The organism is Mesorhizobium robiniae (assembly GCF_040545535.1).
Lineage (GTDB): Bacteria > Pseudomonadota > Alphaproteobacteria > Rhizobiales > Rhizobiaceae > Mesorhizobium > Mesorhizobium robiniae.
This window is the reverse complement of record NZ_JBEPMC010000001.1, coordinates 593,786-614,956: the sequence shown is the minus strand read 5'-3', so window position 1 is coordinate 614,956 and position 21,171 is coordinate 593,786. Positions and strand designations below refer to the sequence as shown.

Below are 21,171 nucleotides of genomic sequence, written 5' to 3'. Positions count from 1 at the left end.
ACACAGCTCAATCGTCGGTGGCCGGCGTCAATTCGAGCTCGGCCGGCGACAGACCCTGCTGAAGCTGGCTCAGCCGGAATTCGTCGACCCAGTAGGCCTCGCCGTCAACGAGGACACGCGCCTTGTAGGCGCCGGCGGAAAAGCTCTGTGCGGTGATATAGACCTTGTGGCGGTCTAGTGCCTTGCGCACCGCGGCGCGCTTGGATTTCTGGCTGGTGACGGAACTGGCCATAACTCGCTCACACACGCTGCCGCAGGAAAACCACGGCTGGTATAAGGATGGCCGAGACCGAGTGTTCTGTCAATTTGGGATGATCAGGCTACCTTGAGCGCATACCTGAGCGCACTCGGCACCTATCCGATGCCGCCCACCAATTCCTCCGCCTTGGCGATGGCGGCCGCCTGATGCGGCTGCAGGGGTTGGCCGGCGTAACCTTCGAAGACCGGCAGGAACGGGTCGTCGATGTCAGTCCTGATGCCGGACAATTGCTCCATCACCGCCAGCCCGCAATAAGGCACGTAGGAAGCCGAATAGCCTCCTTCATGCGACATCATCAGCCGCCCGCCGCAGAGATCGTCCGCCGCATGCATCAGCAGCCGCGTCATTTCGCGGTAGCTGCCGCTGTGCAGCATCATGCGCCCCAGCGGATCGGCCGCTGACGCATCGAAGCCCGATGGCACGACGATGAGATCGGGCTTGTAGCGAGTGAGCGCCGGCAGCACGACGCGCTCGAAGACGGAGATATAGGCGCCGTGGCCGCATCCGGCCGGTAGCGGCACATTGATGTTGTAGCCCTCGCCTCTGCCCTCGCCGCGTTCCTTGTGGAAGCCGCTATCGGGCGGATAGAGCCCGTCCTGGTGGATCGAGATCGTCAGCACGGACGGATCCGCATAGAAGGCCGATTGGGTGCCGTTGCCGTGATGGACGTCCCAGTCGACGGTGGCGACCCGCTCGAAGCCATGTTTGGCTCGGTTCTTCAGGATAGCGACCGGGACATTGCCGAACAGGCAAAAGCCCAGGCCTTGCGCGCGTTCGGCATGATGACCGGGCGGCCGCACCAGCGCGTAGCCATTGTTGATATCGCCGCTCAGCACCGCATCCATCACTGCCGCCGTACCGCCAGCTGCCAGGCAGGCGATCTCGTAACTGCCATGACCGAAAGGCGTGAGATAGCTCGCATCACCGCCGCGTTCGTCGCTGAGCGTCTTGATGCGGCGGATGTAGTCGCGATCGTGAAACAGGGCGAGATCGTCCTCGCTCACCGCGACCGAGGCGACCTTCAACAGTTTTTCGGTGAGGCCCGAAACCTCCATCAGGTTGCGGAACCGGCGTTTGGTCGCGGCATTTTCCGCATGCTCGCCCGGCTCGATGGTCAGGCTCGGCTGAAAGAACTGCGCGGCGTTCCCGGTCTCGTGCCAGAGATAGAGTTCATGGAAATTCCAACCCGTCGCCATTGTTTCCTATCCTCCCAGGATCATCGATGCGGCGCGTTCGGCGATCATGATCGTCGGCGCGTTGGTGTTGCCCGAGACCATCTTTGGAAACACCGATGCGTCGGCGATGCAAAGCCCTTCCAGCCCGTGCACCTTCATTGATGCTGGGTCGATGACAGCCATTTTATCGGTGCCCATCCGGCAGGTGCTGGTCGGGTGATAGAGCGTCGTGCAGTGGCCGCGGATGTACTCAGCGATCTCGGCATCGCTTTCGCATTCGGCGCTTGGCGTGATTTCGCCGACCAGCATTTCTTTGAGCGGCGACTGCGCCGCGATCCGGCGGCTGATGCGGATGCCTTCGACCAGCGTGGCGATATCCGAGCCGTCCTCGTCGCTGACGAAGTAACGCGGGTCGATCGCCGGATATTCGATGGGATTGGCCGAGCGCAGGCGGATCTCGCCGCGGCTGTCCGGCCGCTGCAGTGTGGTGTGCAGCGTGATGCCGGGCTTCGATGACAGGAAACGCACATAGTCGCGATGCGGGCTGATGGCGCCGTAAAGCTGCAGGTCCGGTTCGACATCCGGTCGGCTCCTGACAAAGCCACCGGCCGCCACCCAGGGCGAGGAGCGCGGCCCGCTGCGCGAGGTCTGCCATTCCGCAAAATCGCGCTGCAGCGTCTCGTCGGTCCAGGCGCCGACGCCGATCTTGTCCTTTGTATAGAAGGTGATCGGAATATTGATATGGTCCTGCAAATCCTTGCCGACGCCCGGCAGATCGTGGACAGGATCGACGCCGATCTCTCTAAGTTCGTCGGCCGGGCCGATGCCGGAAAGCAGCATCAGCTGGCAGCTGCCGATCGAGCCTGAGGACAGCACCACCTCGCTGTCGGCAAAAGCAGTCTCCGGCACGCCGTTGACCAGATAGCGGATGCCTTTGACCCGGCCCTTCTCGACGATCAGGCCCGTCGCCAGCACGCCGGTTTTGACGGTGAGGTTTGGGCGTTGCCGCGCTGGGCGCAGATAGGCCTTGCCGGTGCCCCAGCGTTCGCCGTTCTTGATGGTGAACTGGAAGAGGCCGACGCCTTCCTGCTCGACGCCGTTGAAATCGCGATTGTGCTGGTAGCCGGCTGCCTTGCAGGCCTCGATCCAGGCGAGCTCGTTGGGATCGACATGTCCGACATTGCCGATATGCAGCGGCCCGTTGGCGCCATGCAGCGGATCGTTGCCAAGCTCGGCATTGCTTTCGCTGGCCTTGAACACGGGCAGCACGTCCTCCCAGGCCCAGCCGGGACAGCCCATGGCGGCCCAGCCGTCATAGTCGGACGGCAGGCCGCGAATATAGATCATCGCGTTCAGCGCGCCGGAACCGCCGATCATCTTGCCGCGCGGCCAGAACACCCGCCTGCCGCGGCAGCCGGCCTGCGGCTCGGTGTAATAGCCCCAATCGACGGCGGTGTTGAACATGGTCGGCCAATCCGACGGCACGTCCGAGGCGAGCGGCGCCTCGCGCCCTGCCTCCAGCAAAAGCACCTTGCGGGCAGGATCGGCGCTGAGCCGGTTTGCCAGCACACAGCCGGCCGAGCCGGCACCCACTATGATCGTGTCGAACATCGTCGGTCTCTCATTTTCCAGCCGCAGCCGGGCTTTGCACAATGTTGCTGCTCGCTGGGCCGCTGCGCTTGCGCGTCAGCCAGCGGACAAGATTGCCAAAGCGGCCCACCAATCCCTTCGGCATCAGCACCACCGACAGCGCGATGATCAGGCCGAGGCCGAGCGTGCGGAATTCGCCGCTCTCGCGCATCAGCTCGTCGGCCAGGACCAGCACTACGGTCCCGACCAGCGGTCCCCAGAACGTGCCGACGCCGCCGACCACGACGATGGCGATGATGAACATCAGCTGCGACATCGACAGCACGCCGGGGCCGATCGCCTGGAAATGCGCGGCATAGAAACCGCCGGCCAGCCCGGTGAAGAAGGCGGAAATCCCGAAGACCAGAAGCTGCGCCTGGAAGCGGTTGACGCCACGCGCCACCGCATAGCCCGGATTGTCCTTGAGCGCCCGGAAGGCAAGCCCGATCGGGCTTTTGACGATCGCGTAGGTGAAGACCATGGTGATGCCGAACAGCAACGCGATGATCGCATAGTTGCCGACCAGCCACTGCGCTCTCAGCAAGGCCCTGGTGCCAAGATCGCCGAAGCGCGCAAAGCCGACAGCGCCACCGGTGAACTGGCGGCAGACCGAGCCGACCATGACGAAGCATTCGGTGTCGGTGACGATCAGCAGATACATCGTCTGGGCAATCGCCAGCGTCAGCAGCGCGACGTAGACGCCGGTCAGCCGCAGGCAGGCCAGGCCGACGACGAGCGAGAACAGCACCGCACCGAGCGCGCCGGGCACAAGCGCTGCCCAGACGTTCCAGCCGAAATAGAAGCAGAACATCGCCGTCGCATAGCCGCCGAAGGCGAAGATCGCCATTTGCGCCAGAGAGAAGATGCCGGAGAAGCCGAACAAAAGGTTCCACTGCGATGCGATCGTTGCATAAAACAGCGCCAGCACAATCTGGCCGAGAATGTAGCGGCTGTCGATCATGAAGGGCAGCGCAACCGCCGCAGCGATCAGAACCAGGCTGATGGCAAGATCGGTCCTGGCTGAGCGGGACATGCGCGACATGGATCCGGTGTCTGTCATGGTGCCCTCACATGCGCCGGATTTCGGCGCGGCCGAAGAGGCCTGACGGTCGCCAGATCAGCACGGCAATGACCACGAACAGCAGCGACGGAAAGCCCCAGCGAGCGCCAAGCGCGTACTGGACGAAGGATTCGAGCAGCGCCAGGCCAAGCGCGGCGGCGACCGCGCCCGGCAGATTGCCGAGACCGGCGACGACGCACATGATGAAGGCCTTCAGCATCGGATCGTTGCCGAGTGGCGGCGACAATTGCGTCATCGAGGAGACCATGACGCCGCAGATACCGGCGAGCGCGCCGGACAGCATCAGCACCTGCAGATAGACGCGGTTGACGGCAACGCCCATGAGCTGGGCCGCATCGCGGTTCTGCGCCGTCGCCCGGATTGCACGACCCATCCGCGTGCGGCCGAGCGCCAGCGAAACCACCACCATCATGACGACGACGACCGCTATGATCAAAAGGTTTTGCCATGGCAGCGTCAGCGGCCCCAGGCGGAAGGCGCCGGCGATCGAGACCGGCTGCTTGAGCGGCTGTCCGCCATAGGTCAGCAGGATGGCATTCTCCAGCGCAATGCCGATGCCGACCGTGGCTATCATGACATTGGCTTCGAATGTCGACTTGTCGTTCTTCAGGAGATTGCGAACGATCACAAAATAAAGGATCGCACCGGCCGTGGCGCCCACGAGAATGGCGCCGGCAAAACCGATCGCAATCGGCAGGCCGAGCGAGGTGATCACCGTGAAGGCGACGTAGCCACCAAGCGTCAGCATTGCCGCATGGGCCATGTTCAGCATGCCCATCGAGCCCCAGACCAGCGACAGCCCGACAGTCGCCAACGCATAGAGCGCGCCGGAGGTGAAGCCGGCGACGAGAATGGCCATGAGAACGTCGGTCATCGCGTCAGCCTCCCAGATAGGTTGCGAGGAGCTCGTCGCGCGCCATCAGTTCGGCGGGCTTGCCCGACCAGACGATTGCGCCGTCGTCGAGCAGATGCAGGCGGTCGGCGAGATCCTCGACCCGCGCCGGGTTCTCCTCGACGAGGAGAATCGTCCGGCCGGCTTTGCTTAGTTCGGCAATGACGCCGTAGACCTGATCGATGATCAGCGGCGCCAAGCCGAGCGAGGGTTCGTCGATCAGCAGGATGCGTCCGCCCATCATCAGGCCACGGCCGATGCCGGCCATGCGCCGTTCGCCGCCGGACAGGCTCGAGGCGACCTGGTCGCGGCGGTCGGCGAGCTTCGGCAGAAGCGTGTAGACCTCGTCCAGCCGGCGCTTGATCTCGGCCTTATCAGGCGCCAGATAGGCGCCCATCAAAAGGTTTTCGAGCACGCTCATCTGCGCAAACAGCATGTCGCCCTGGGGCACGTGGGCGACGCCCAGCATCGCCGTTTCGTGTGGCTTTCCGGACAGGCGCCGGCCGTCGATGCTGATCTGCCCGCCGCGCAGCGGCACGAGACCGGAGATCGTCTTGAGAAGCGTCGATTTGCCATGACCGTTCGGGCCGACGACGGTGACGAACTCACCGGCACGGACGGTCAGCGAAATGCCTTTGAGGACCTCGAGGCCGTCATAGCCGGAGACGATGGCATCGAGCTGCAGGACGGGCGGTTTGGCGGCTGCACTCGTCATTGCGCCCCCTCGACCGGTTTCGTTGCGGCCTGGTCGTCAAAGAATTTCTTCAGCCGCTTCTGGGTGCCTTGCCCCAGATAGGTTTCGACGACGGTCTGGTCCTCGGCGACCTTGTCCGGCCTGCCCTCGAAGATCACCTTGCCGTGGTGCATGATGATGACGCGGCTGGACAGCGCCAGGAGAAATCGCATGACATGCTCGATCAGCACGATGGTCAGTCCCTGGTCGCGCAATTTCAGCACCATCGCCATGATCTGGTCGATCTCGGCGACGTTGAGCCCGCCGACCGGCTCGTCGAGGAACAGCATCTTCGGCTTGGTGGCGATGGCACCGGCGATCATCAGGAGCTTGCGGTCGAGCACCGGCAGCCGCGCCACGGTCTCTTCGGCCTTGGACGCAAGTCCGACGAAGTCCAGAGCCTCCATCGTCGCTTGCTGGACATCCCCGCCCAGGCGAAAGCCGGCAAGCCTGCGCCGCTGCCGGCCGAAATAGGCAGCGACCTCGATGTTTTCGCGAACAGTCAAGCTGTCGAAGGCGGCATTGAGCTGAAAGGTTCGGGCCATGCCGAGCTGGCAGATGCGGTCCGCCCCAAGGGTCGAAATCTCCGCGTCGCCGAAATGCACGCGGCCGCCGCTGGCCGGCGTAATCCCGGTCACCACATCGAAGAAGGTCGTCTTGCCGGCGCCGTTCGGCCCGCCAATGCCGACGATCTCGCCCGGATTGACCACCATCGACACGCCGTCAACGGCGGCCAGCGAGCCGAACCGTTTGACGACGCTGTCACAAACCAGCATCGGGCCTGCGTCCTCAGTCATCCTTCGCCTCTGGCATCACGTCTTGACCTCGTGGAACCAGTCGGGCACCTGACCCGGCTGGTTTGGCGCGTCCGCTCCTCCGGTTCATTTGATCCATGGCGGCAGGATGAAGTCGTCCGTCGCGTAGAGCACAGGCGCGATCAGTTTTGGATCGGTCTTGTAATCCTGATGCTGCAGGAACTGGTGCGGCATGCCGAGCGACGGATCCGCCACCTGCGTCGGGTAGCAGAAGGCCGACTGGCCCGCCGGATCGGCCCGGTAGGTGCCGTTGACCCCGCGATAGACCAGCCGTTTCATGGCGTTGGCCACCTTGGTGGTCTGCTCCTTGTTGAACGGCTCGCCCGGACCACCGGCGATTGCCGCGGCAAGCGCCCACATCCACAGGCCGTCATAGGTCTGCGATCCGGTGATGTAAGCGGAGTTCGGACCAAACTTCGCCCGGTAGCTCTCGCGGAACGATTTGGAGAAATCGTCAGGCAGGCAACCGATCACCGTCGAATAGACGACGCCGTTGACCGTCTCGCCGCCGATCTCGCGGAACGCCGGCAGCGACGGTCCATACTGCATGTAGATCAGGCTGTTGATCGGCTCGGCGAGGAACTGGACCATGAACTGCGCCAGGTCCTGCGGCAAGAAATGCGTCACCAGGATCGCCGCCGGCGGATCTTGCCGGAGCTTCGCCAATGTCGGACCCCACTGGTTGGTCGGGAACGGAACCGTCTCGAACAGGCTGACCTCGAATCCGTATTCGGCGGCCTTGTCGCGGATCGCATTGGCGATGACGATCGAATATTCATTGGCCGACGGGATGATGGCGATCTTCTTGTTCGGTGCCTTCCATTTGCCGTCCGCGGCCAACGTCTTCAGAAAATTCAGGCAGCCGGGGCCATACCAGAATTCCGGCGGGTCGCCCTGGAAGGAACTGTAGTAGCGGGCCGGGTCGGTCTTGAACTTCTCATTGTGCGAAATCAGCGTGTTGTAGTGCATCATGATGACGTCGTTGTCGGCGGCGACGTCCATCTCGATCATGTTGGTGCCGAGATTGTAGCCGTTGATGATGACCGGGGCCGTGAAACGGTCGATCAGGCGCTGCATCGACTGGCTGACCAGGTCGGCGCCCATTTCCTTGGTGTCTTCGATGTGGATTTCGACAGGCCGGCCGAGAATGCCGCCTGCCGCGTTGATCTCCTCGGCGGCGAGGTCGAGGCCGTTCTTGAACTCGATGCCGTCGGCGGCGGCGATGCCGGACATCGGCAGGGCCGAGCCGACCGGAATGGGGGTGGCGTCCTGGGCCATCGCCGCATTGTTCATGTCGGCAAGAAGAGCAGCGCCAGCTCCCGCGCCGACCACCCCTTGCAGCATTGCACGTCTGTTGATCATGGCAAAATTCCCCTTTTTTGTCGTCGGTTATGGTCTGTTCTTCATACGAAACGGGTCAGGCGACATCCTTCAGGCCAAACGTTTGCGTCAGCGGCCGAAATGCGGCTTCCAGGTCGGCCGCCGCCGAAAGCACGCGGGCATCATCGCCGCGCGCGCCGATGATCTGGAAGCCGACCGGCAGGCCCGCCGCCGTCATGCCGCAGGGGATGACGCAGGCCGGTTGCTGACTGAGATTGATTGGATAGCTGAACGCCGCCCATTCGGTCCAGCGCGACAGGCCGCTGCCCGAGGGAACTTCAAGCCCGACATCGAAGGCCGGAACCGATGTCCCCGGCGAAACGATGAAGTCGTAGGTGTCGAGCAGACGGTCCATGGCGGCGCCGAATTCGCCGCGCTGTAACTGTGCGGCAACCAGTGCCTTGGCATCGAACGCCGCCCCGGCCCGGGCGATCTCCAGGAAACCCGGATCGATGCCTGCCCGTTCGTTCTCAGGGATCAGCGCCAGACGCGCAGCGGCGCCGGTGAACCAGTGGTGTTGGAAAAGACCGAGAAGATCGCCGCCCGAAAGGTCCACCGCGTCGACGGTTGCGCCGAACCTCTCGAAATGCCCCAGCGCCTGCGAAATCGTCGCGGCAATCTCGCCATCCAGCACGCCGGATGGCGGCTTCGACCAATAGCCGATCCGGGCGCCTTCCAGCGTCGCCTCGATCCGCCCGAGCGGCGTCAGCGTTCCCGCGCCCTGCTGCCAGTCGCTGAGGTCGCGGCCGGACATCGCCTCCGCCATTGCAGAAAGATCGGCGGCACTCCGTGCCATCGGCCCGATATGGGCGACGGTTCCAAACGCGCTCGACGGATAGGCCGGCACGCGGCCGAAGGTCGGCTTCAGCCCGGCGATACCGGTGAAGGAGGCCGGGATACGGATCGACCCGCCGCCATCGGTGCCGAGGTGGAAGACGCCGGCTCCGGTGGCGGCCGCCACCGCCGCGCCGCCGGAAGAACCGCCCGGCGTCTTGTCGGCATTCCAGGGATTGCGCGTAATCCCGCAAAGTCCGCTGTCGGTGATCGCCTTCCAGCCGAATTCGGGCGTCGTCGTCTGTCCAATGAAGACAGCGCCCGCTCGGCGCAGCAGGGCAACGGCGGGCGCGTCCCTGTCGCAAGGCGCAGCCGACGTGGTCCTGCTGCCATAGCGAACGCCCCAGCCTTCGACCCAGACGATGTCCTTCAGTGTCGTCGGTATCCCGTCCGCGGCCGATTGTGGCTCGCCTGTCCGCCAGCGTTTCTCGGAAGCGCCGGCGGCGTCGATCGCAGCCTTGCGGTCGATCATGGTGAAGGCGTTGAAAAGCGGATTGATCGCTTCGGCGCGGGCAAGCGCCGCCATCGTCACCTCGACCGGCGACAGCGCACCCGTGCGATAAGCGGCGTTGAGTTCCGCGGCGCTCAGGCGGCACAGATCATCGGCGTCGGCAATGGGAGAGATCCCATTCGGCATGCAGTGCGAACCCCTCGTTCCATGGCCGCTCTCGTGGCAGCCTTGTCAGCAGAGGCAGTTTGGCGCGTATCTTCACTTCCACAAAATGTATTATTGTGAGTAACATGCGCTATTAAATGTAATAGTGGCCTGTGATGAACCTGACGATCCGCCAGCTGCGCTATGTCTGCGAGGTCGCTCGCCTCGGCAGCGTGCTGGCGGCCTCCAAGTCGCTCTACATCTCGCAATCCTCCATTCTGGCGGCGATCACGGTTGCCGAGGCCGAGATGGGCGCGCGTATTTTCGACCGGCGGCCGGCGCGCGGCGTCTCCATCACGCCGGCCGGCCAACGCTTCGTCGCCGCCGCCCGCGTCATGCTGGCGGCGGAAACAGAGTTCAACCGTTCCATCGGCGATCTCAGCGGCCGCGTGCCGAAAGTCCTGCGCATCGGCTGTTTCGAGCCGTTCGGGGCGCTGTTCATGCCGGAAATGCTGCGCGGCTATCTCGACAGCGTCGGCGATGTCGAGATCGACCTGGTCGAGGCCGACCAAGTCCAGCTGCAGGAACGGCTTGTCGCCGGTCAGATCGACCTGGCCATTCTCTACGACATCGGGCCGATCGGTATCGACAGCGTCACCCGCATCTGCAAGGTGCCGGCGCACGCCATGCTCAATGCGGATGATCCCCTCGCCGCGCGCGACGGTATCTGGCTGGCGGAACTGGCGGAGCGGCCGCTGGTCCTGCTCGATCTGCCGCACACCGCAACCTATCTCCTGACCTTGTTTGACGTGCTGGCCAAACGACCAGAGGTGCGCTTTCGCACGCGCTCCTACGAGACGGTCCGTTCGGCCGTCGCCTCGGGCTTCGGCATGGCCATTTTGAACATGCGACCGATCGGCCGGGCCACCGCCGATGGCGACGAGATCGTTCGAAAACCGATCTTCGACGAACTGCCGCCACCGACACTGATCGTCGCCGACATGTACGGTTCGGCAAAGCCGCTCTTCGTGCGGGTCTTCATCGACATATTCCACCGCTTCTTCGACACGGTCGGCCCGTCCGGCTTTTCGGTGACGACCCCGGAGCGCGAGCCTTTGCTGCTGGTTGCCAGGAAAGGCTGACGGTATCCTCCTCGGCTCACGCGATCGTGCGATTGGCCCACAGCCGGGCGCCTGTAGAAACTGAGCGAACGCTCTATATCGTCCTGACGCACACGAACCCTGACATTATCCGGAGATCTCATCCATGACCTTGGGCACACGCAAGCTGGGCAGCCAGGGGTTGCAGGTATCGGTGATCGGCCTCGGCTGCATGGGCATGAGCCAATCCTACGGTCCGGCCGACGAGGCGGAATCGATCGCCACGCTGCACCGTGCCATCGAGCTCGGCTGCACCTTCCTCGATACGGCGGAAGTCTATGGCCCTCACACCAATGAGGAACTGCTCGGCCGCGCGCTGAAGGGCCGGCGCGACGAGGTGACGATCGCCACCAAGTTCGGCTTCCGCATCGAAAACGGCAAGCAAATCGGCACCGACCGCAACAGCCGGCCCGAGCATATCCGGGAGGCGGTCGAAGGCTCGCTCAGCCGGCTCGCCACCGACCATATCGATCTGCTCTACCAGCACCGCATCGACCCGGCGGTACCGATCGAGGATGTGGCGGGCGCTGTCGGCGAGCTGATCGCTGAGGGCAAGGTGCGCTTCTTCGGCCTGTCGGAGGCCGGTGTGGCCAACATCCGCCGCGCGCATGCCGTGCATCCGGTGTCGGCGGTGCAGAGCGAATATTCGTTGTGGGAACGCAATCTGGAACCGGAGATCATCCCGCTGCTCAGCGAACTCGGCATCGGCCTGGTGCCGTTCGCGCCGCTTGGCCGGGGCTTTCTCGCCGGCGATGTCAAGCGCGCCGAAGATTACCCGGAAGGCGATTTTCGCCGCGGCGATCCGCGCTACCAGGGCACTAACTACGAAGCCAATGTGAAGGCGGCCGGAATTGTCCGTGACATCGCCACGGCCAAAGGCGCCAAGCCGGGCCAGATCGCACTGGGCTGGCTGCTGCACAAGGGCAGCGACTTCGGGTTGGACATCGTGCCGATCCCCGGCACCAAGCGCAGAAAATACCTCGAAGAGAACGTCGCCGCTGCGGCGATCAAGCTCGACCACGCCGTAATGCAGGCGCTCGACGACGCGCTGGCGCCGGGCAAGGTCGCCGGCCGGCGCGACAACGAACGCGTCATGGCGATGATCGATAGGTAGCTCTTGCCTTCTCCCGCAAGGGAAAAGGCAAACCCCACCCGTTCTTGCGCAAACCTCCGGCCTTGGCTAGCATCCGCCCGCAGGCACCGAGCGGAGGAGAACGTCGCGGTGGACCGGCTGGAGCGCCGTTGCGTCCCCTTGGGCGCTCAAAGACACTCCATTTCTAGATCGACGCATGAACCTGCCGGAGACTCATTCCGGTTTTCGGGGTCGTGCGCTCATGGTGGAGGATACCAAATTGATGAACAGACGTGAGTTCCTGCTGTCGTCCGTGGCGATAGGCACATTGGGGCTGGCCGCTCCGCAACTGGCTTTTGCCCAGGACAAGCTGACCATCCTGGGTTCGGTGCCGAGCCTCGGCTTTCCGTTCTTCGTTCACATGCTGAACCAGATCAAGGCGGAGGCGCAGGCGCAAGGCGTCAACCTGACCGAGAGCGACGGCCAGAATTCGGCACCCAAACAGACCGCCGATATCGAGGCGGCGCTCGTGCAGAAGGTCAACGCCATCGTCATCTCGCCGCTCGACGTCAACGCGTTGGCCCCGGCCATCGAGCAGGCGGTCCAGGCCGGCATTCCCGTCGTCACCATCGACCGCCGCGTCGACGGCGTCGAAGGCATCCTGGCCCATGTCGGCGCCGACAATGTCAAGGGCGGCGAGGCCGAGGCGCAGGCCATGGTGGCGGCGTTCCCGAACGGCGCAAAGATCTTCCATTTGCAGGGCCAGCCAGGCGCCGGTCCGGCGATCGACCGCAACAAGGGCGTGCACAACGTTCTCGATCCGCTGAAGGACAAATACCAGATCGTCTTCGAGCAGACCGCCAACTTCGCCCGCGCCGAGGCGCTCTCCGTCACCGAGGCCGGCCTTGCCGCCAACGGCAAGCCCGACGCGATCATCTGCGCCAACGACGACATGGCGCTCGGCGCCGTTGAAGCGTGCGCGGCGCGCAACTTCACCGACGTCAAGATCTACGGCTTCGATGCGCTTCCCGAAGCGCTGGTCGCCGTGCGCGACGGCAAGCTGGCCGGCACGGTCGAACAGTTCCCCGGCGAGCAGTCGCGCACCGCGGTGCAGATCGCGGTCGCTTACGCCAAGGACAAGACCGAGCCAAAGGAAAAGCTCGTGCTCTTGACGCCGATCGTCATCGGCAAGGACAATCTCGACAAGGCTGAAAGGCTTGGCGAGACGAAGTAGGGAACACAAAGTGCGCGCAGCAGCAAAAGTAGCGTTCTGTCGCGCCCCCCTCTGCCCTACCGGGCATCTCCCCCACTTGGGGGGAGATCGGCAGCTTCGCCGATGGCGCCTTTTCTGCAACGCAGGAGATTGGCGAAAACCAAGGTGACGTCCAATCTCCCCCCTTGTGGGGGAGATGTCCGGCAGGACAGAGGGGGGCGCTGTCCCGCCGGCCTGCGTATGAATCGGAATTCAAGGAGCAACCTTTGTCTCCAGCCGAAGCCAATGCGCCATCGCAACCTCCCGCCCTTCTCGCCGTCGAGGGCGTGACCAAGCACTTTGCCGGCGTGACCGCACTCAGCGACGTCTCGCTCGAGGTTCGGCCCGGCGAAATCCTCGGCCTGCTCGGCGAGAACGGCGCCGGCAAGTCGACGCTGCTCAAGATCCTGTCCGGCGTGATGCCGCCTAGCAGCGGCCGCATCGTTTTCGACGGCGTCGAATTCAATCCGCACAACCCGCAGGATGCCAAGCGCCTCGGCATCGTCACCATCTACCAGGAACTGAGCCTGATCCCGACGCTGACGGTAGCGGAGAACATTTTTATCGGCCGCGCGCCGCTCGGTCCGCTCGGCCTGGTCAGTTGGCGCAAGATGGAGGAAGACTCCCGCGGCATCATTGCCCGGGTCGGTCTGGACCTCGATCCGGCGACGCCGGTGTCGGCGCTGTCGGTCGCCGAGCAGCAGCTGGTCGAGATCGCCCGCGCGCTGTCGCTGAAAAGCCGTCTTATCATCATGGACGAGCCGACCTCGGCGTTGACCGAAACCGAAGTGCAGAAGCTGATGTCGATCATGGATCGGCTGCGCAAGGATGGCGTCGCCATCATGTTCGTCACCCACCGGCTGGAAGAAGCCTCCGCCATCTGCGACCGCATGACGGTGCTGCGCGATGGCAGGCTGGCCGGCCATCTCGACCGCGATGGCGGGCCGATCAAGCTGCCGAAGATCATCGAGAAGATGGTCGGCCGCGCCGCATCCGAGCTTTATGCCAGGCCGACGCAGCGCGACGTTGCCGGCGACGTCAGGCTTTCCGTACGCGGTCTGCGCACGGTGCGCGATCCGCAGGCGCCACACGCCATTGTGCTCGAAGGCGTCGACCTCGATCTCAAGGCAGGCGAGATACTCGGTGTCGCCGGCCTCGTCGGCTCCGGCCGCACTGAGCTCGCCCGCGCCATCTTCGGCGCCGACCGCATCGCCGCCGGCACCATCACGCTGGACGGCAAGCCGATCGCGCCAGCATCGCCCGCCGACGCCATCGCGCTCGGCATCGGCCTGGTGCCGGAAGACCGCAAGCATCAGGCGATCTTTGCCGCGCTTGGCATCCTGACCAATTTTTCGATCGCCGCACTCGGCCGCTACTCCAACGCCACCGGCTTCATGACCGAGCGCCGCGAGCGCGAAGCGCTGGCAAGCTACCGCAAGACGCTGTCAATCCGCATGGCCTCACCCGAGCAGCCGATAGAGGGACTGTCCGGCGGCAACCAGCAGAAGGTCATCCTTGCCCGCTGGCTGGCGCGCGACCCCAAGGTGCTGATTGTGGACGAACCAACGCGCGGCGTCGATGTCGGCGCCAAGGCCGAGGTGCATCAGATCCTGGTGCAGCTCGCGGCGCGCGGCATTGCCATCATGATGATCTCTTCGGAATTGCCCGAGGTGCTTGCCGTGTCGGACAGGATCGTCACCATGCGGCGCGGGCGCATCACCGGCGAGATGCCCGGCATCGAGGCGACAGAGGAAAAACTGATGGAACTGATGGCGCTCGACCAAACGCAGGAAGCCCAGAATCAGGAAGCAATGCAATGACCAGCACCACCGAACCGAGCCAGCGCAGCGGCATCAATGTCGCGCGCCTGCTGATGAGCTTCGGCCCGCTGATGTTCCTGGCGCTGCTGATCGTCGTTTTCACCGTGCTGAAGCCGAGCTTCATCGACCCCATCAACATCTTCAACATCATGCGGCAGATCTCGATCACCGGGCTGATCGCGCTCGGCATGACCTTCGTCATCCTCACCGCCGGCATCGACCTGTCGGTCGGCTCGCTGCTGGCATTCTGCGGCATGGTCGCGGCGGTGGTGGCCAAAGGCGGCACCGCCAACACGCTGTCGCTGTCGACATCAGGTGCGCAAGGCTACGGCTGGTTCGCCGCCCTTCTGGCCGCTGTTGTCGTCGGGGCGCTGGCTGGCGGCGTCCAGGGCTTCGCCATCACCAGGCTGAAGGTGCCGCCTTTCGTCGTCACGCTCGGCGGTCTCACCGTGTTTCGCGGCCTGACGCTGACGATCTCCAATGGCGGCCCGATCTCGGGCTTCGATGCCTCGATGCGCTGGTTCGGCACCGGCCTGATCGGCCCGGTTCCGGTGCCGGCGATCATTTTCGCGATTGCCGCGATCCTCTGCCACATCGTGCTGCGCTACACGCGCTACGGCCGCGCCGTATACGCCGTCGGCGGCAACGCCGAGGCAGCAAGGCTGTCCGGCCTGCGCGTCGACCGCATCCTGATCTCGGTCTATGTCATCGTCGGCTTCTTCGCCGGCCTCGCCGCCTTCGTGCTGTCGGCCAGGCTCAATTCCTCGGAAGCCGTCGCCGGCATCGGCTACGAGCTGACGGTGATCTCGGCCGTCGTCATCGGCGGCACTTCGCTGTTCGGCGGCATTGGCTCGGTCGGCGGCACGGTGGTGGGCGCGGCACTGATTGGCGTGCTGCAGAACGGGCTGCAGTTCAACAACGTCTCGTCCTACACCCAAAGCATCGTCATCGGCCTTATCCTCATCCTCGCGGTAGCCTTCGACCGCTGGCTGAAATCGCGGGTGAGGCGGTGATCCGAGGAGCGCAGGCTGCGATGTACTAGACTGCCGGGGAGGTAGCGATGACCCAGATCAGAACCATGACCGAACAGGACGTGCCGTCGGTATCGCAGCTCCTTGGCGAGTCCTGGCGCCGCACCTATTCGCCAATCATGGGCGCCGAGACCACGGCACGCATCTCGGACGGCCGTCACGCGCCGCAAAAGATCGCGGCGGAACTGGCCGACGACAACAAGATGTCGTTCGTCGCGGAACGGCCGGACGGCTCGATTGCCGGCTACGCGATGGCCGAAATGGACGAAACCGGCGACGTCATTCTTGACCGGCTCCACATCGACAAGAGCGAGTTCGGCACGGGGCTGGCCGCCGATATGCTGCACGCTGTCTTTGCCGCCCATTCGGGCATCCCCAGCATCGCCCTAGAAGTGATCGAGGGAAACGACCGGGCACTGGCCTTCTATCGCAAGCACGGGTTCGAAGTGGTCGAGCGCAGGCCCGCGTCTCACGGCGTGGAAGGCCATGCGTCATTCATCATGCGCAGGCCGCTGCCACGGGCTTAGGTCAGACGCATGGTTCCGCGCTCGGCGCGCCTCGTCTTCCACTTACGTCGGTGCATTGACGCGCTGCGAACGGGTCGCCCAATCGACAACCGTCCCGCTCGCAACCGTAGAACTGGTCTGCGGCGCGAGAAGATCGTTGCGGCGGGCAAACGCCACGAAGGTCGCCCGCGCCGTCTCGGCATCGATCTCTCCGTCCATTGCAGCCCGGCAAGCCTTTGCGGCGATGTCATGCGCGGCCGTCCGGCTTGCCGACGGCCAGTCGGCAAGCAGCGCATAGGCTTCAGCCGCGCTTTCTATCTTGGTCGGTGTGCCGAGGCCGGTAAGGATGGTGACCGGCTTTTCAAAAGAAGAACGATCCATGACACTCTCCTTTGGAAGCTCAACTGGCGCCTTTCCCGGCCCAACTGGCCGGCCGCTGCGATCCTCGAGAGCGGCCTGCGGGATGATAGCGCCGATCAGCGAATGCAATACGGCCGGCTGCGGCATACTCGGCCGTGGCAGCAGCCGGTGCACCTTGGCCAGCGTCTCCAGCCAGGCCACCACGACAAGGGGCGGATGTTCACGCCCGTAGAGCCAGGCCTTTGCCTTGGCGACCGGATAGCCCGCCTCTTCGGCGAAATCGGCTTCCGACCACCTCAGCAGGCGCAGACACTCACGCATCCGCGCAGCAATCATTTGCGATCCTCCTTGCCGGCTCCCAATCGCTGGGCCGACAGGAACATCAGCGTGTAGGCCGCCTTGCGACGGTCCCAGCCGGCCGACTCGACCGCATCCAGCAATCCGTCGACAAGCGGCGCCAGCGCCGTCTTGCACTCCGTTTCATAGTTGAAATCGGTCCTGGGAAGGGTCGGCGCGGCGATCTTTCCAAAACTGTTCATCATGTCCATGGCAACACCTGCATATAGTCGGGCACGGCCGTGCCCGCCCTCGCATCGGCGGGCACGGCCATTGTCCTCAGAAGCCCGGCGTCAGAAATCCATGCCGGCGCCGGCGGGCATCGCCGGAGCAGCCGCTTCCTTCTTCGGCTTCTCAGCCACCATCGCCTCGGTGGTCACCAGCAGGCCGGCTACCGACGCGGCGTCCTGCAGAGCGGCGCGCACCACCTTGGCCGGGTCGATGACGCCCTGGCCGTAGAGGTCGCCGAACTCGTTGGTCTGAGCGTTCCAGCCATAGCCGAATTCGGTTTTCTCGCGCAATTTGCCAACGATGATAGAGCCTTCCGCACCGGCATTCTCGGCGATCTGGCGCACCGGCTGCTCGATCGCACGACGCACGATCTCGACGCCGGTCTTCTGGTCGGAATTGTCGACGGGGACGTTATCGAGCGCCTTCGCCGCCCTGAGCAACGCTACGCCGCCGCCCGGTAGTATGCCTTCCTCAACCGCGGCGCGGGTGGCGTGCATGGCATCATCGACGCGGTCCTTGCGCTCCTTGACCTCTACCTCGGTCGAGCCGCCGACCCGGATGACGGCCACGCCGCCGGCGAGCTTGGCCAACCGCTCCTGCAGCTTTTCGCGGTCATAGTCGGAGGTGGTCTCCTCGATCTGCGCCTTGATCTGGGTGATGCGTCCCTGGATCTCGTCCTTGCGGCCGGCGCCGTCAACGACCGTGGTATTCTCTTTCTCGATCACCACCTTCTTGGCGCGGCCGAGCATCTCCAGCGTGACGTTTTCGAGCTTGATGCCGAGATCCTCGCTGATTGCTGTGCCGCCCGTCAGGATGGCGATGTCTTCCAGCATCGCCTTGCGGCGGTCACCGAAGCCCGGCGCCTTGACGGCTGCTACCTTCAGGCCGCCGCGCAGCTTGTTGACCACCAGCGTCGCCAGCGCCTCGCCTTCGACATCCTCGGCGATGATCAGCAGCGGCTTGGAGGACTGGACAACCGCCTCCAGCACGGGAAGCAGCGCCTGCAGGTTGGACAGCTTCTTCTCGTGGATCAGCACATAGGGCTCATCGAGCTCGACGCGCATCTTGTCCTGGTTGGTGATGAAGTAAGGCGAGAGATAGCCGCGGTCGAACTGCATGCCCTCGACCACTTCGAGCTCGGTCTCGGCGGTCTTGGCTTCCTCGACGGTGATGACGCCCTCGTTGCCGACCTTTTCCATCGCCTCGGCCAGGAAACGGCCGATCTCGGCGTCGCCATTGGCTGAGATAGTGCCCACCTGGGCAATCTCATCGTTCCTGGTCACCTTGCGGGCATTGGCCTTGAGCTCGGCGACGACGGCGTCGACCGCCTTGTCGATGCCGCGCTTCAGGTCCATCGGGTTCATGCCCGAGGCCACGGCCTTCGCGCCTTCCCTAACGATCGCCTGGGCAAGTACGGTCGCCGTCGTGGTGCCGTCGCCGGCGAGATCGTTGGTCTTCGAAGCCACTTCGCGCACCATCTGTGCGCCCATGTTCTCGAACTTGTCCTCCAGCTCGATTTCCTTGGCGACGGTGACGCCGTCCTTGGTGATGCGCGGGGCGCCGAACGACTTGTCGATGACGACGTTGCGGCCCTTGGGGCCGAGCGTCACCTTCACCGCGTTGGCGAGGATATCGACGCCGCGCAACATCTTTTCGCGAGCTTCGGTATGAAATTTCACGTCCTTGGCAGCCATTGGATAACTCCTTCAAATAGGCAGCTTTTCTTTGACTGATTATGGCCCCGCTCAGGCGGCCTTCTTCAATTCGCCAGCAGCTTCGATCACGCCCAGCACGTCGCTTTCCTTCATGATGAGCAGGTCCTCGCCATTGAGCTTGATCTCAGTGCCCGACCACTTACCGAACAGGATACGATCACCGACCTTGACGTCGAGCGGCTGCAACTGGCCGCTATCGTCGCGCGCGCCGGGACCAGCAGCGATGACTTCGCCTTCCTGCGGCTTCTCCTTGGCAGTGTCAGGAATGATGATGCCGCCGGCGGTCTTCTCGTCGACCTCGATGCGGCGGACCAGGATACGGTCATGCAACGGACGGAACGTCATGTTGTTCTCCTCTTGGACAAACAGGTTTTCGAAGGCCCTCCAGGCCAGACCGGCAATATCGGTCCGGCGCAGGGTGCGCGACCCTTGCTCAGGCATCGCGCGCATACGAACTAGTTTTGCCGTTTTAGCGTTTCAAGAGGATCGCGAAAAAATTTTAGCACTCACCTGATGAGAGTGCCAACGCCCTGTAATTGCTGGCACATCCGCGCCGGCCGGAACCTATGTGGAGCCGTAGCGTTTTTTTCGGACCTAGATTTCATTCGAAAGGAAAGCATCACATGACCAGCAGGGATTTTCAGCTTCAGATGCAGGGCTTTGGCCTCACCACGGCCGAGATCCACTACCATCTGCCCGATCATCCAAGCCTGCTGCAACTCTACGTCTGGCAGGAATACGACCTCGCCCCAGACTTCCCGACGCTGAAGGATTTCCTCGACTATTGGGATCGTGAGATCGAAGGTCCGCTGCATTCCGTGCGCGTCGCCCATCACCGTCTGATCCAGCCCTCCGAATGGCGGGCGGTGGACGGCGTCATTACGCTTCATTGATACCGGTGGGGCTGAGGGAAGGCTGTTATCCGCACCGCTGCTACGCGCAACGGCCGTTCAGGTGGATTTACGTCCCCTGACAAGCAGTCCGGCCGTGCGGGCCGCCTTGACGAAGGCGGTGCGGGCTTCGCGGGCGGTGCGCCAACCGTCGAGCGCGTCGCGGCAGGCGCGATAGGCTGCGCGCCAGCTCCGGCCGCGCGCCCGTTCCGGCCATTGCTGCATACATTCGATGGCTTCCCAGCTGCTGGCGACCTTGCGCTCTCCGACGGATTGCAGCTTGAGCGTGATCGGCTCGGAAAATGGGACGTCGTTCATCACTTCCTCCTTCTTTCTGTTTAGAGCAAGCAACATGCTCGAATAAGCAGGAGGCGGCCGATGTCCGATCGGCGCCGGTGGACGAGATGGTTCGTCTGCCCGCGCGCTTCAAGATCTCCCTGCCCAATCCCTGCCTCCCCTGCCCGCCGCAACGGCCGGCTATATGTCGTCATCAGGCGGTTCAAGAAGCCCGATCAGCGTCGCCACCCTTGCCGACGGCAGAGGGCGGCCCTCGTTCACCAGCGCCTCATCGGCACCGACCCACGCAAAGGCCTCGCGCAACTCCTCGATCGTCGCGCCGGTCGAGGCGATGTCGGCGATGACGGCGTCGTCCACCGGTCCCAGCACCGAAATGATGTCGTCGCGTGTCATGGTCATGATATCCTCCATGCGGCGTGCCGGCGCGACCCACAAATGAAGGTTGAAACCGGCTTTACCCGCTACAATCTGGCAACAAAAAATCTGGCAGCGGGACAGAATCTGGGTCTTGATTTCGAGCTGGCAATAACCAAATCGAAATTGCCGGTTGCCGAATGGGGCCGGCAGAACCCAGGGAGCGCCAAAGCTCTTTGGCGTCCCTCGTACTATGTTGCTCAATGGAGGATGTAGCTATGAGAACCGCGTTCGACTTTTCCCCGCTCTATCGGTCGAGCATTGGTTTCGACCGCGTCTTCAACCTGCTGGAAAACGCGCCTCAGGCAGTCGACAGCTGGCCGCCCTATGACATTGAGCGAAGCGGCGAGAACAGCTATCGCGTGAAGATCGCCGTCGCCGGCTTTTCCGAAAACGATCTCGACATCAGTCACGAGCCGAACCTTCTAATCGTCTCGGGCGAGCGCAAGGAGCAGGACACGGTGGAATATCTGCATCGCGGCCTGCCGGTGCGACCGTTCACACGGCGCTTCGAGCTTGCCGATCACATGACGGTCAACGGCGCCTCGCTCAACAACGGCCTGCTGACGATCGACCTCGTGCGGGAAGTGCCCGAGGAGATGAAGCCGCGGCGCATCGCGATCGCCAAGCACGACGGCGCTGCGAAGTCCGGGCAGGTCGAGAAGCCGAAGCAGGCCGCCTGAGAAGGCGATCT

At 63.8% G+C, this 21,171-nt stretch carries 24 protein-coding genes; 9 read left to right on the top strand and 15 right to left on the bottom strand.

All coding sequences use genetic code 11. The features are described from left to right. Positions 1 to 7: 7 nt before the first annotated feature. From ABID19_RS02975 to ABID19_RS02935, 9 genes are all read right to left on the bottom strand, one after another. Positions 8 to 232, bottom strand: a complete 225-nt coding sequence (locus ABID19_RS02975; protein WP_095482742.1) for a hypothetical protein — start codon at positions 230 to 232, stop codon at positions 8 to 10. A gap of 122 nt (positions 233 to 354) precedes the next feature. Next, positions 355 to 1,455, bottom strand: a complete 1,101-nt coding sequence (locus ABID19_RS02970) for a class II histone deacetylase (protein ID WP_354487884.1) — start codon at positions 1,453 to 1,455, stop codon at positions 355 to 357. A gap of 6 nt (positions 1,456 to 1,461) precedes the next feature. Then, a complete protein-coding gene (locus ABID19_RS02965) occupies positions 1,462 to 3,045 on the bottom strand; it encodes a GMC family oxidoreductase (RefSeq protein WP_354487882.1) in 1,584 nt (527 codons plus the stop codon). Positions 3,046 to 3,055: 10 nt separating this feature from the next. After that, positions 3,056 to 4,123 carry a branched-chain amino acid ABC transporter permease gene (locus ABID19_RS02960; protein WP_354487880.1) on the bottom strand — a complete coding sequence of 356 codons (1,068 nt, stop codon included), beginning with the start codon at positions 4,121 to 4,123 and terminating at the stop codon, positions 3,056 to 3,058. 7 nt (positions 4,124 to 4,130) lie between these two features. Then, the gene (locus ABID19_RS02955) at positions 4,131 to 5,018 is read right to left on the bottom strand and encodes a branched-chain amino acid ABC transporter permease (protein WP_354487878.1); all 888 of its coding nucleotides are present in this window, start codon (positions 5,016 to 5,018) and stop codon (positions 4,131 to 4,133) included. A 4-nt stretch (positions 5,019 to 5,022) separates the two neighbouring features. Next, the gene (locus tag ABID19_RS02950; RefSeq protein ID WP_292626057.1) at positions 5,023 to 5,751 is read right to left on the bottom strand and encodes an ABC transporter ATP-binding protein; all 729 of its coding nucleotides are present in this window, start codon (positions 5,749 to 5,751) and stop codon (positions 5,023 to 5,025) included. Continuing rightward, a complete protein-coding gene (locus tag ABID19_RS02945; RefSeq protein WP_354487877.1) occupies positions 5,748 to 6,566 on the bottom strand; it encodes an ABC transporter ATP-binding protein in 819 nt (272 codons plus the stop codon). Before ABID19_RS02945 ends, ABID19_RS02950 begins: the two co-directional genes overlap by 4 nt. Positions 6,567 to 6,650: 84 nt before the next feature. Continuing rightward, positions 6,651 to 7,946: an ABC transporter substrate-binding protein gene (locus ABID19_RS02940; RefSeq protein ID WP_354487875.1), complete on the bottom strand. Its 1,296-nt coding sequence runs from the start codon at positions 7,944 to 7,946 to the stop codon at positions 6,651 to 6,653. A 55-nt stretch (positions 7,947 to 8,001) separates the two neighbouring features. Next, entirely contained in the window at positions 8,002 to 9,435 is a 1,434-nt protein-coding gene (locus ABID19_RS02935; protein WP_354487873.1) for an amidase, read from the bottom strand. 134 nt (positions 9,436 to 9,569) lie between these two features. Between ABID19_RS02935 and ABID19_RS02930 the strand changes: the two genes are divergently transcribed. The 6 genes from ABID19_RS02930 (at position 9,570) to ABID19_RS02905 (ending at position 16,255) form a co-directional block, all read left to right on the top strand. Continuing rightward, positions 9,570 to 10,535, top strand: a complete 966-nt coding sequence (locus ABID19_RS02930; RefSeq protein ID WP_354487871.1) for a LysR family transcriptional regulator — start codon at positions 9,570 to 9,572, stop codon at positions 10,533 to 10,535. A gap of 124 nt (positions 10,536 to 10,659) precedes the next feature. Beyond that, positions 10,660 to 11,667, top strand: coding sequence for an aldo/keto reductase (locus tag ABID19_RS02925; RefSeq protein WP_354487869.1), 1,008 nt, complete (start codon positions 10,660 to 10,662; stop codon positions 11,665 to 11,667). 241 nt (positions 11,668 to 11,908) lie between these two features. Further along, complete coding sequence (locus ABID19_RS02920) at positions 11,909 to 12,859, top strand: substrate-binding domain-containing protein (RefSeq protein ID WP_354487867.1); 951 nt, start codon at positions 11,909 to 11,911, stop codon at positions 12,857 to 12,859. A 245-nt stretch (positions 12,860 to 13,104) separates the two neighbouring features. After that, positions 13,105 to 14,697, top strand: coding sequence for a sugar ABC transporter ATP-binding protein (locus tag ABID19_RS02915; protein WP_354487865.1), 1,593 nt, complete (start codon positions 13,105 to 13,107; stop codon positions 14,695 to 14,697). Continuing rightward, positions 14,694 to 15,710: an ABC transporter permease gene (locus ABID19_RS02910; protein ID WP_354487863.1), complete on the top strand. Its 1,017-nt coding sequence runs from the start codon at positions 14,694 to 14,696 to the stop codon at positions 15,708 to 15,710. Before ABID19_RS02915 ends, ABID19_RS02910 begins: the two co-directional genes overlap by 4 nt. Before the next feature lie 47 nt (positions 15,711 to 15,757). Further along, positions 15,758 to 16,255: a GNAT family N-acetyltransferase gene (locus ABID19_RS02905; RefSeq protein ID WP_354487861.1), complete on the top strand. Its 498-nt coding sequence runs from the start codon at positions 15,758 to 15,760 to the stop codon at positions 16,253 to 16,255. Between the two features lie 42 nt (positions 16,256 to 16,297). On the opposite strand, the gene ABID19_RS02900 is transcribed toward ABID19_RS02905, so the two are convergent. From ABID19_RS02900 to ABID19_RS02885, 4 genes are all read right to left on the bottom strand, one after another. Further along, a complete protein-coding gene (locus ABID19_RS02900) occupies positions 16,298 to 16,930 on the bottom strand; it encodes a DUF982 domain-containing protein (RefSeq protein WP_354487859.1) in 633 nt (210 codons plus the stop codon). Further along, a complete protein-coding gene (locus tag ABID19_RS02895) occupies positions 16,927 to 17,142 on the bottom strand; it encodes a hypothetical protein (RefSeq protein WP_354487857.1) in 216 nt (71 codons plus the stop codon). Before ABID19_RS02895 ends, ABID19_RS02900 begins: the two co-directional genes overlap by 4 nt. A gap of 81 nt (positions 17,143 to 17,223) precedes the next feature. Continuing rightward, positions 17,224 to 18,855 carry a chaperonin GroEL gene (groL, locus tag ABID19_RS02890; RefSeq protein ID WP_354487855.1) on the bottom strand — a complete coding sequence of 544 codons (1,632 nt, stop codon included), beginning with the start codon at positions 18,853 to 18,855 and terminating at the stop codon, positions 17,224 to 17,226. A gap of 51 nt (positions 18,856 to 18,906) precedes the next feature. Next, entirely contained in the window at positions 18,907 to 19,221 is a 315-nt protein-coding gene (locus ABID19_RS02885) for a co-chaperone GroES (protein WP_354487853.1), read from the bottom strand. A gap of 278 nt (positions 19,222 to 19,499) precedes the next feature. Between ABID19_RS02885 and ABID19_RS02880 the strand changes: the two genes are divergently transcribed. Continuing rightward, positions 19,500 to 19,769 carry an usg protein gene (locus ABID19_RS02880; RefSeq protein WP_354487851.1) on the top strand — a complete coding sequence of 90 codons (270 nt, stop codon included), beginning with the start codon at positions 19,500 to 19,502 and terminating at the stop codon, positions 19,767 to 19,769. 57 nt (positions 19,770 to 19,826) lie between these two features. Here ABID19_RS02880 and ABID19_RS02875 read toward each other — a convergent pair whose 3' ends face one another. Together ABID19_RS02875 and ABID19_RS02870 are read right to left on the bottom strand one after the other, a co-directional pair. Beyond that, complete coding sequence (locus ABID19_RS02875; RefSeq protein WP_352937584.1) at positions 19,827 to 20,084, bottom strand: DUF982 domain-containing protein; 258 nt, start codon at positions 20,082 to 20,084, stop codon at positions 19,827 to 19,829. 159 nt (positions 20,085 to 20,243) lie between these two features. Beyond that, positions 20,244 to 20,462: a hypothetical protein gene (locus ABID19_RS02870; protein WP_023799042.1), complete on the bottom strand. Its 219-nt coding sequence runs from the start codon at positions 20,460 to 20,462 to the stop codon at positions 20,244 to 20,246. Between the two features lie 36 nt (positions 20,463 to 20,498). Between ABID19_RS02870 and ABID19_RS02865 the strand changes: the two genes are divergently transcribed. Then, entirely contained in the window at positions 20,499 to 20,693 is a 195-nt protein-coding gene (locus tag ABID19_RS02865; protein WP_354487849.1) for a hypothetical protein, read from the top strand. Positions 20,694 to 20,695: 2 nt separating this feature from the next. Further along, a complete protein-coding gene (locus tag ABID19_RS02860) occupies positions 20,696 to 21,160 on the top strand; it encodes an Hsp20 family protein (protein ID WP_354487847.1) in 465 nt (154 codons plus the stop codon). Positions 21,161 to 21,171 lie beyond the last annotated feature (11 nt).

Excerpts from the sequence above, each read along its gene's own strand:
- ABID19_RS02975 (WP_095482742.1), bottom strand. The coding sequence starts at position 232 with ATGGCCAGTTCCGTCACCAGCCAGAAATCCAAGCGCGCCGCGGTGCGC.
- ABID19_RS02970 (WP_354487884.1), bottom strand. The coding sequence starts at position 1,455 with ATGGCGACGGGTTGGAATTTCCATGAACTCTATCTCTGGCACGAGACC.
- ABID19_RS02965 (WP_354487882.1), bottom strand. The coding sequence starts at position 3,045 with ATGTTCGACACGATCATAGTGGGTGCCGGCTCGGCCGGCTGTGTGCTG.
- ABID19_RS02960 (WP_354487880.1), bottom strand. The coding sequence starts at position 4,123 with ATGACAGACACCGGATCCATGTCGCGCATGTCCCGCTCAGCCAGGACC.
- ABID19_RS02955 (WP_354487878.1), bottom strand. The coding sequence starts at position 5,018 with ATGACCGACGTTCTCATGGCCATTCTCGTCGCCGGCTTCACCTCCGGC.
- ABID19_RS02950 (WP_292626057.1), bottom strand. The coding sequence starts at position 5,751 with ATGACGAGTGCAGCCGCCAAACCGCCCGTCCTGCAGCTCGATGCCATC.
- ABID19_RS02945 (WP_354487877.1), bottom strand. The coding sequence starts at position 6,566 with ATGACTGAGGACGCAGGCCCGATGCTGGTTTGTGACAGCGTCGTCAAA.
- ABID19_RS02940 (WP_354487875.1), bottom strand. The coding sequence starts at position 7,946 with ATGATCAACAGACGTGCAATGCTGCAAGGGGTGGTCGGCGCGGGAGCT.
- ABID19_RS02935 (WP_354487873.1), bottom strand. The coding sequence starts at position 9,435 with ATGCCGAATGGGATCTCTCCCATTGCCGACGCCGATGATCTGTGCCGC.
- ABID19_RS02930 (WP_354487871.1), top strand. The coding sequence starts at position 9,570 with ATGAACCTGACGATCCGCCAGCTGCGCTATGTCTGCGAGGTCGCTCGC.
- ABID19_RS02925 (WP_354487869.1), top strand. The coding sequence starts at position 10,660 with ATGACCTTGGGCACACGCAAGCTGGGCAGCCAGGGGTTGCAGGTATCG.
- ABID19_RS02920 (WP_354487867.1), top strand. The coding sequence starts at position 11,909 with ATGAACAGACGTGAGTTCCTGCTGTCGTCCGTGGCGATAGGCACATTG.
- ABID19_RS02910 (WP_354487863.1), top strand. The coding sequence starts at position 14,694 with ATGACCAGCACCACCGAACCGAGCCAGCGCAGCGGCATCAATGTCGCG.
- ABID19_RS02905 (WP_354487861.1), top strand. The coding sequence starts at position 15,758 with ATGACCCAGATCAGAACCATGACCGAACAGGACGTGCCGTCGGTATCG.
- ABID19_RS02900 (WP_354487859.1), bottom strand. The coding sequence starts at position 16,930 with ATGATTGCTGCGCGGATGCGTGAGTGTCTGCGCCTGCTGAGGTGGTCG.
- ABID19_RS02895 (WP_354487857.1), bottom strand. The coding sequence starts at position 17,142 with ATGGACATGATGAACAGTTTTGGAAAGATCGCCGCGCCGACCCTTCCC.
- groL (WP_354487855.1), bottom strand. The coding sequence starts at position 18,855 with ATGGCTGCCAAGGACGTGAAATTTCATACCGAAGCTCGCGAAAAGATG.
- ABID19_RS02885 (WP_354487853.1), bottom strand. The coding sequence starts at position 19,221 with ATGACGTTCCGTCCGTTGCATGACCGTATCCTGGTCCGCCGCATCGAG.
- ABID19_RS02880 (WP_354487851.1), top strand. The coding sequence starts at position 19,500 with ATGACCAGCAGGGATTTTCAGCTTCAGATGCAGGGCTTTGGCCTCACC.
- ABID19_RS02875 (WP_352937584.1), bottom strand. The coding sequence starts at position 20,084 with ATGAACGACGTCCCATTTTCCGAGCCGATCACGCTCAAGCTGCAATCC.
- ABID19_RS02870 (WP_023799042.1), bottom strand. The coding sequence starts at position 20,462 with ATGACCATGACACGCGACGACATCATTTCGGTGCTGGGACCGGTGGAC.
- ABID19_RS02865 (WP_354487849.1), top strand. The coding sequence starts at position 20,499 with ATGAAGGTTGAAACCGGCTTTACCCGCTACAATCTGGCAACAAAAAAT.
- ABID19_RS02860 (WP_354487847.1), top strand. The coding sequence starts at position 20,696 with ATGAGAACCGCGTTCGACTTTTCCCCGCTCTATCGGTCGAGCATTGGT.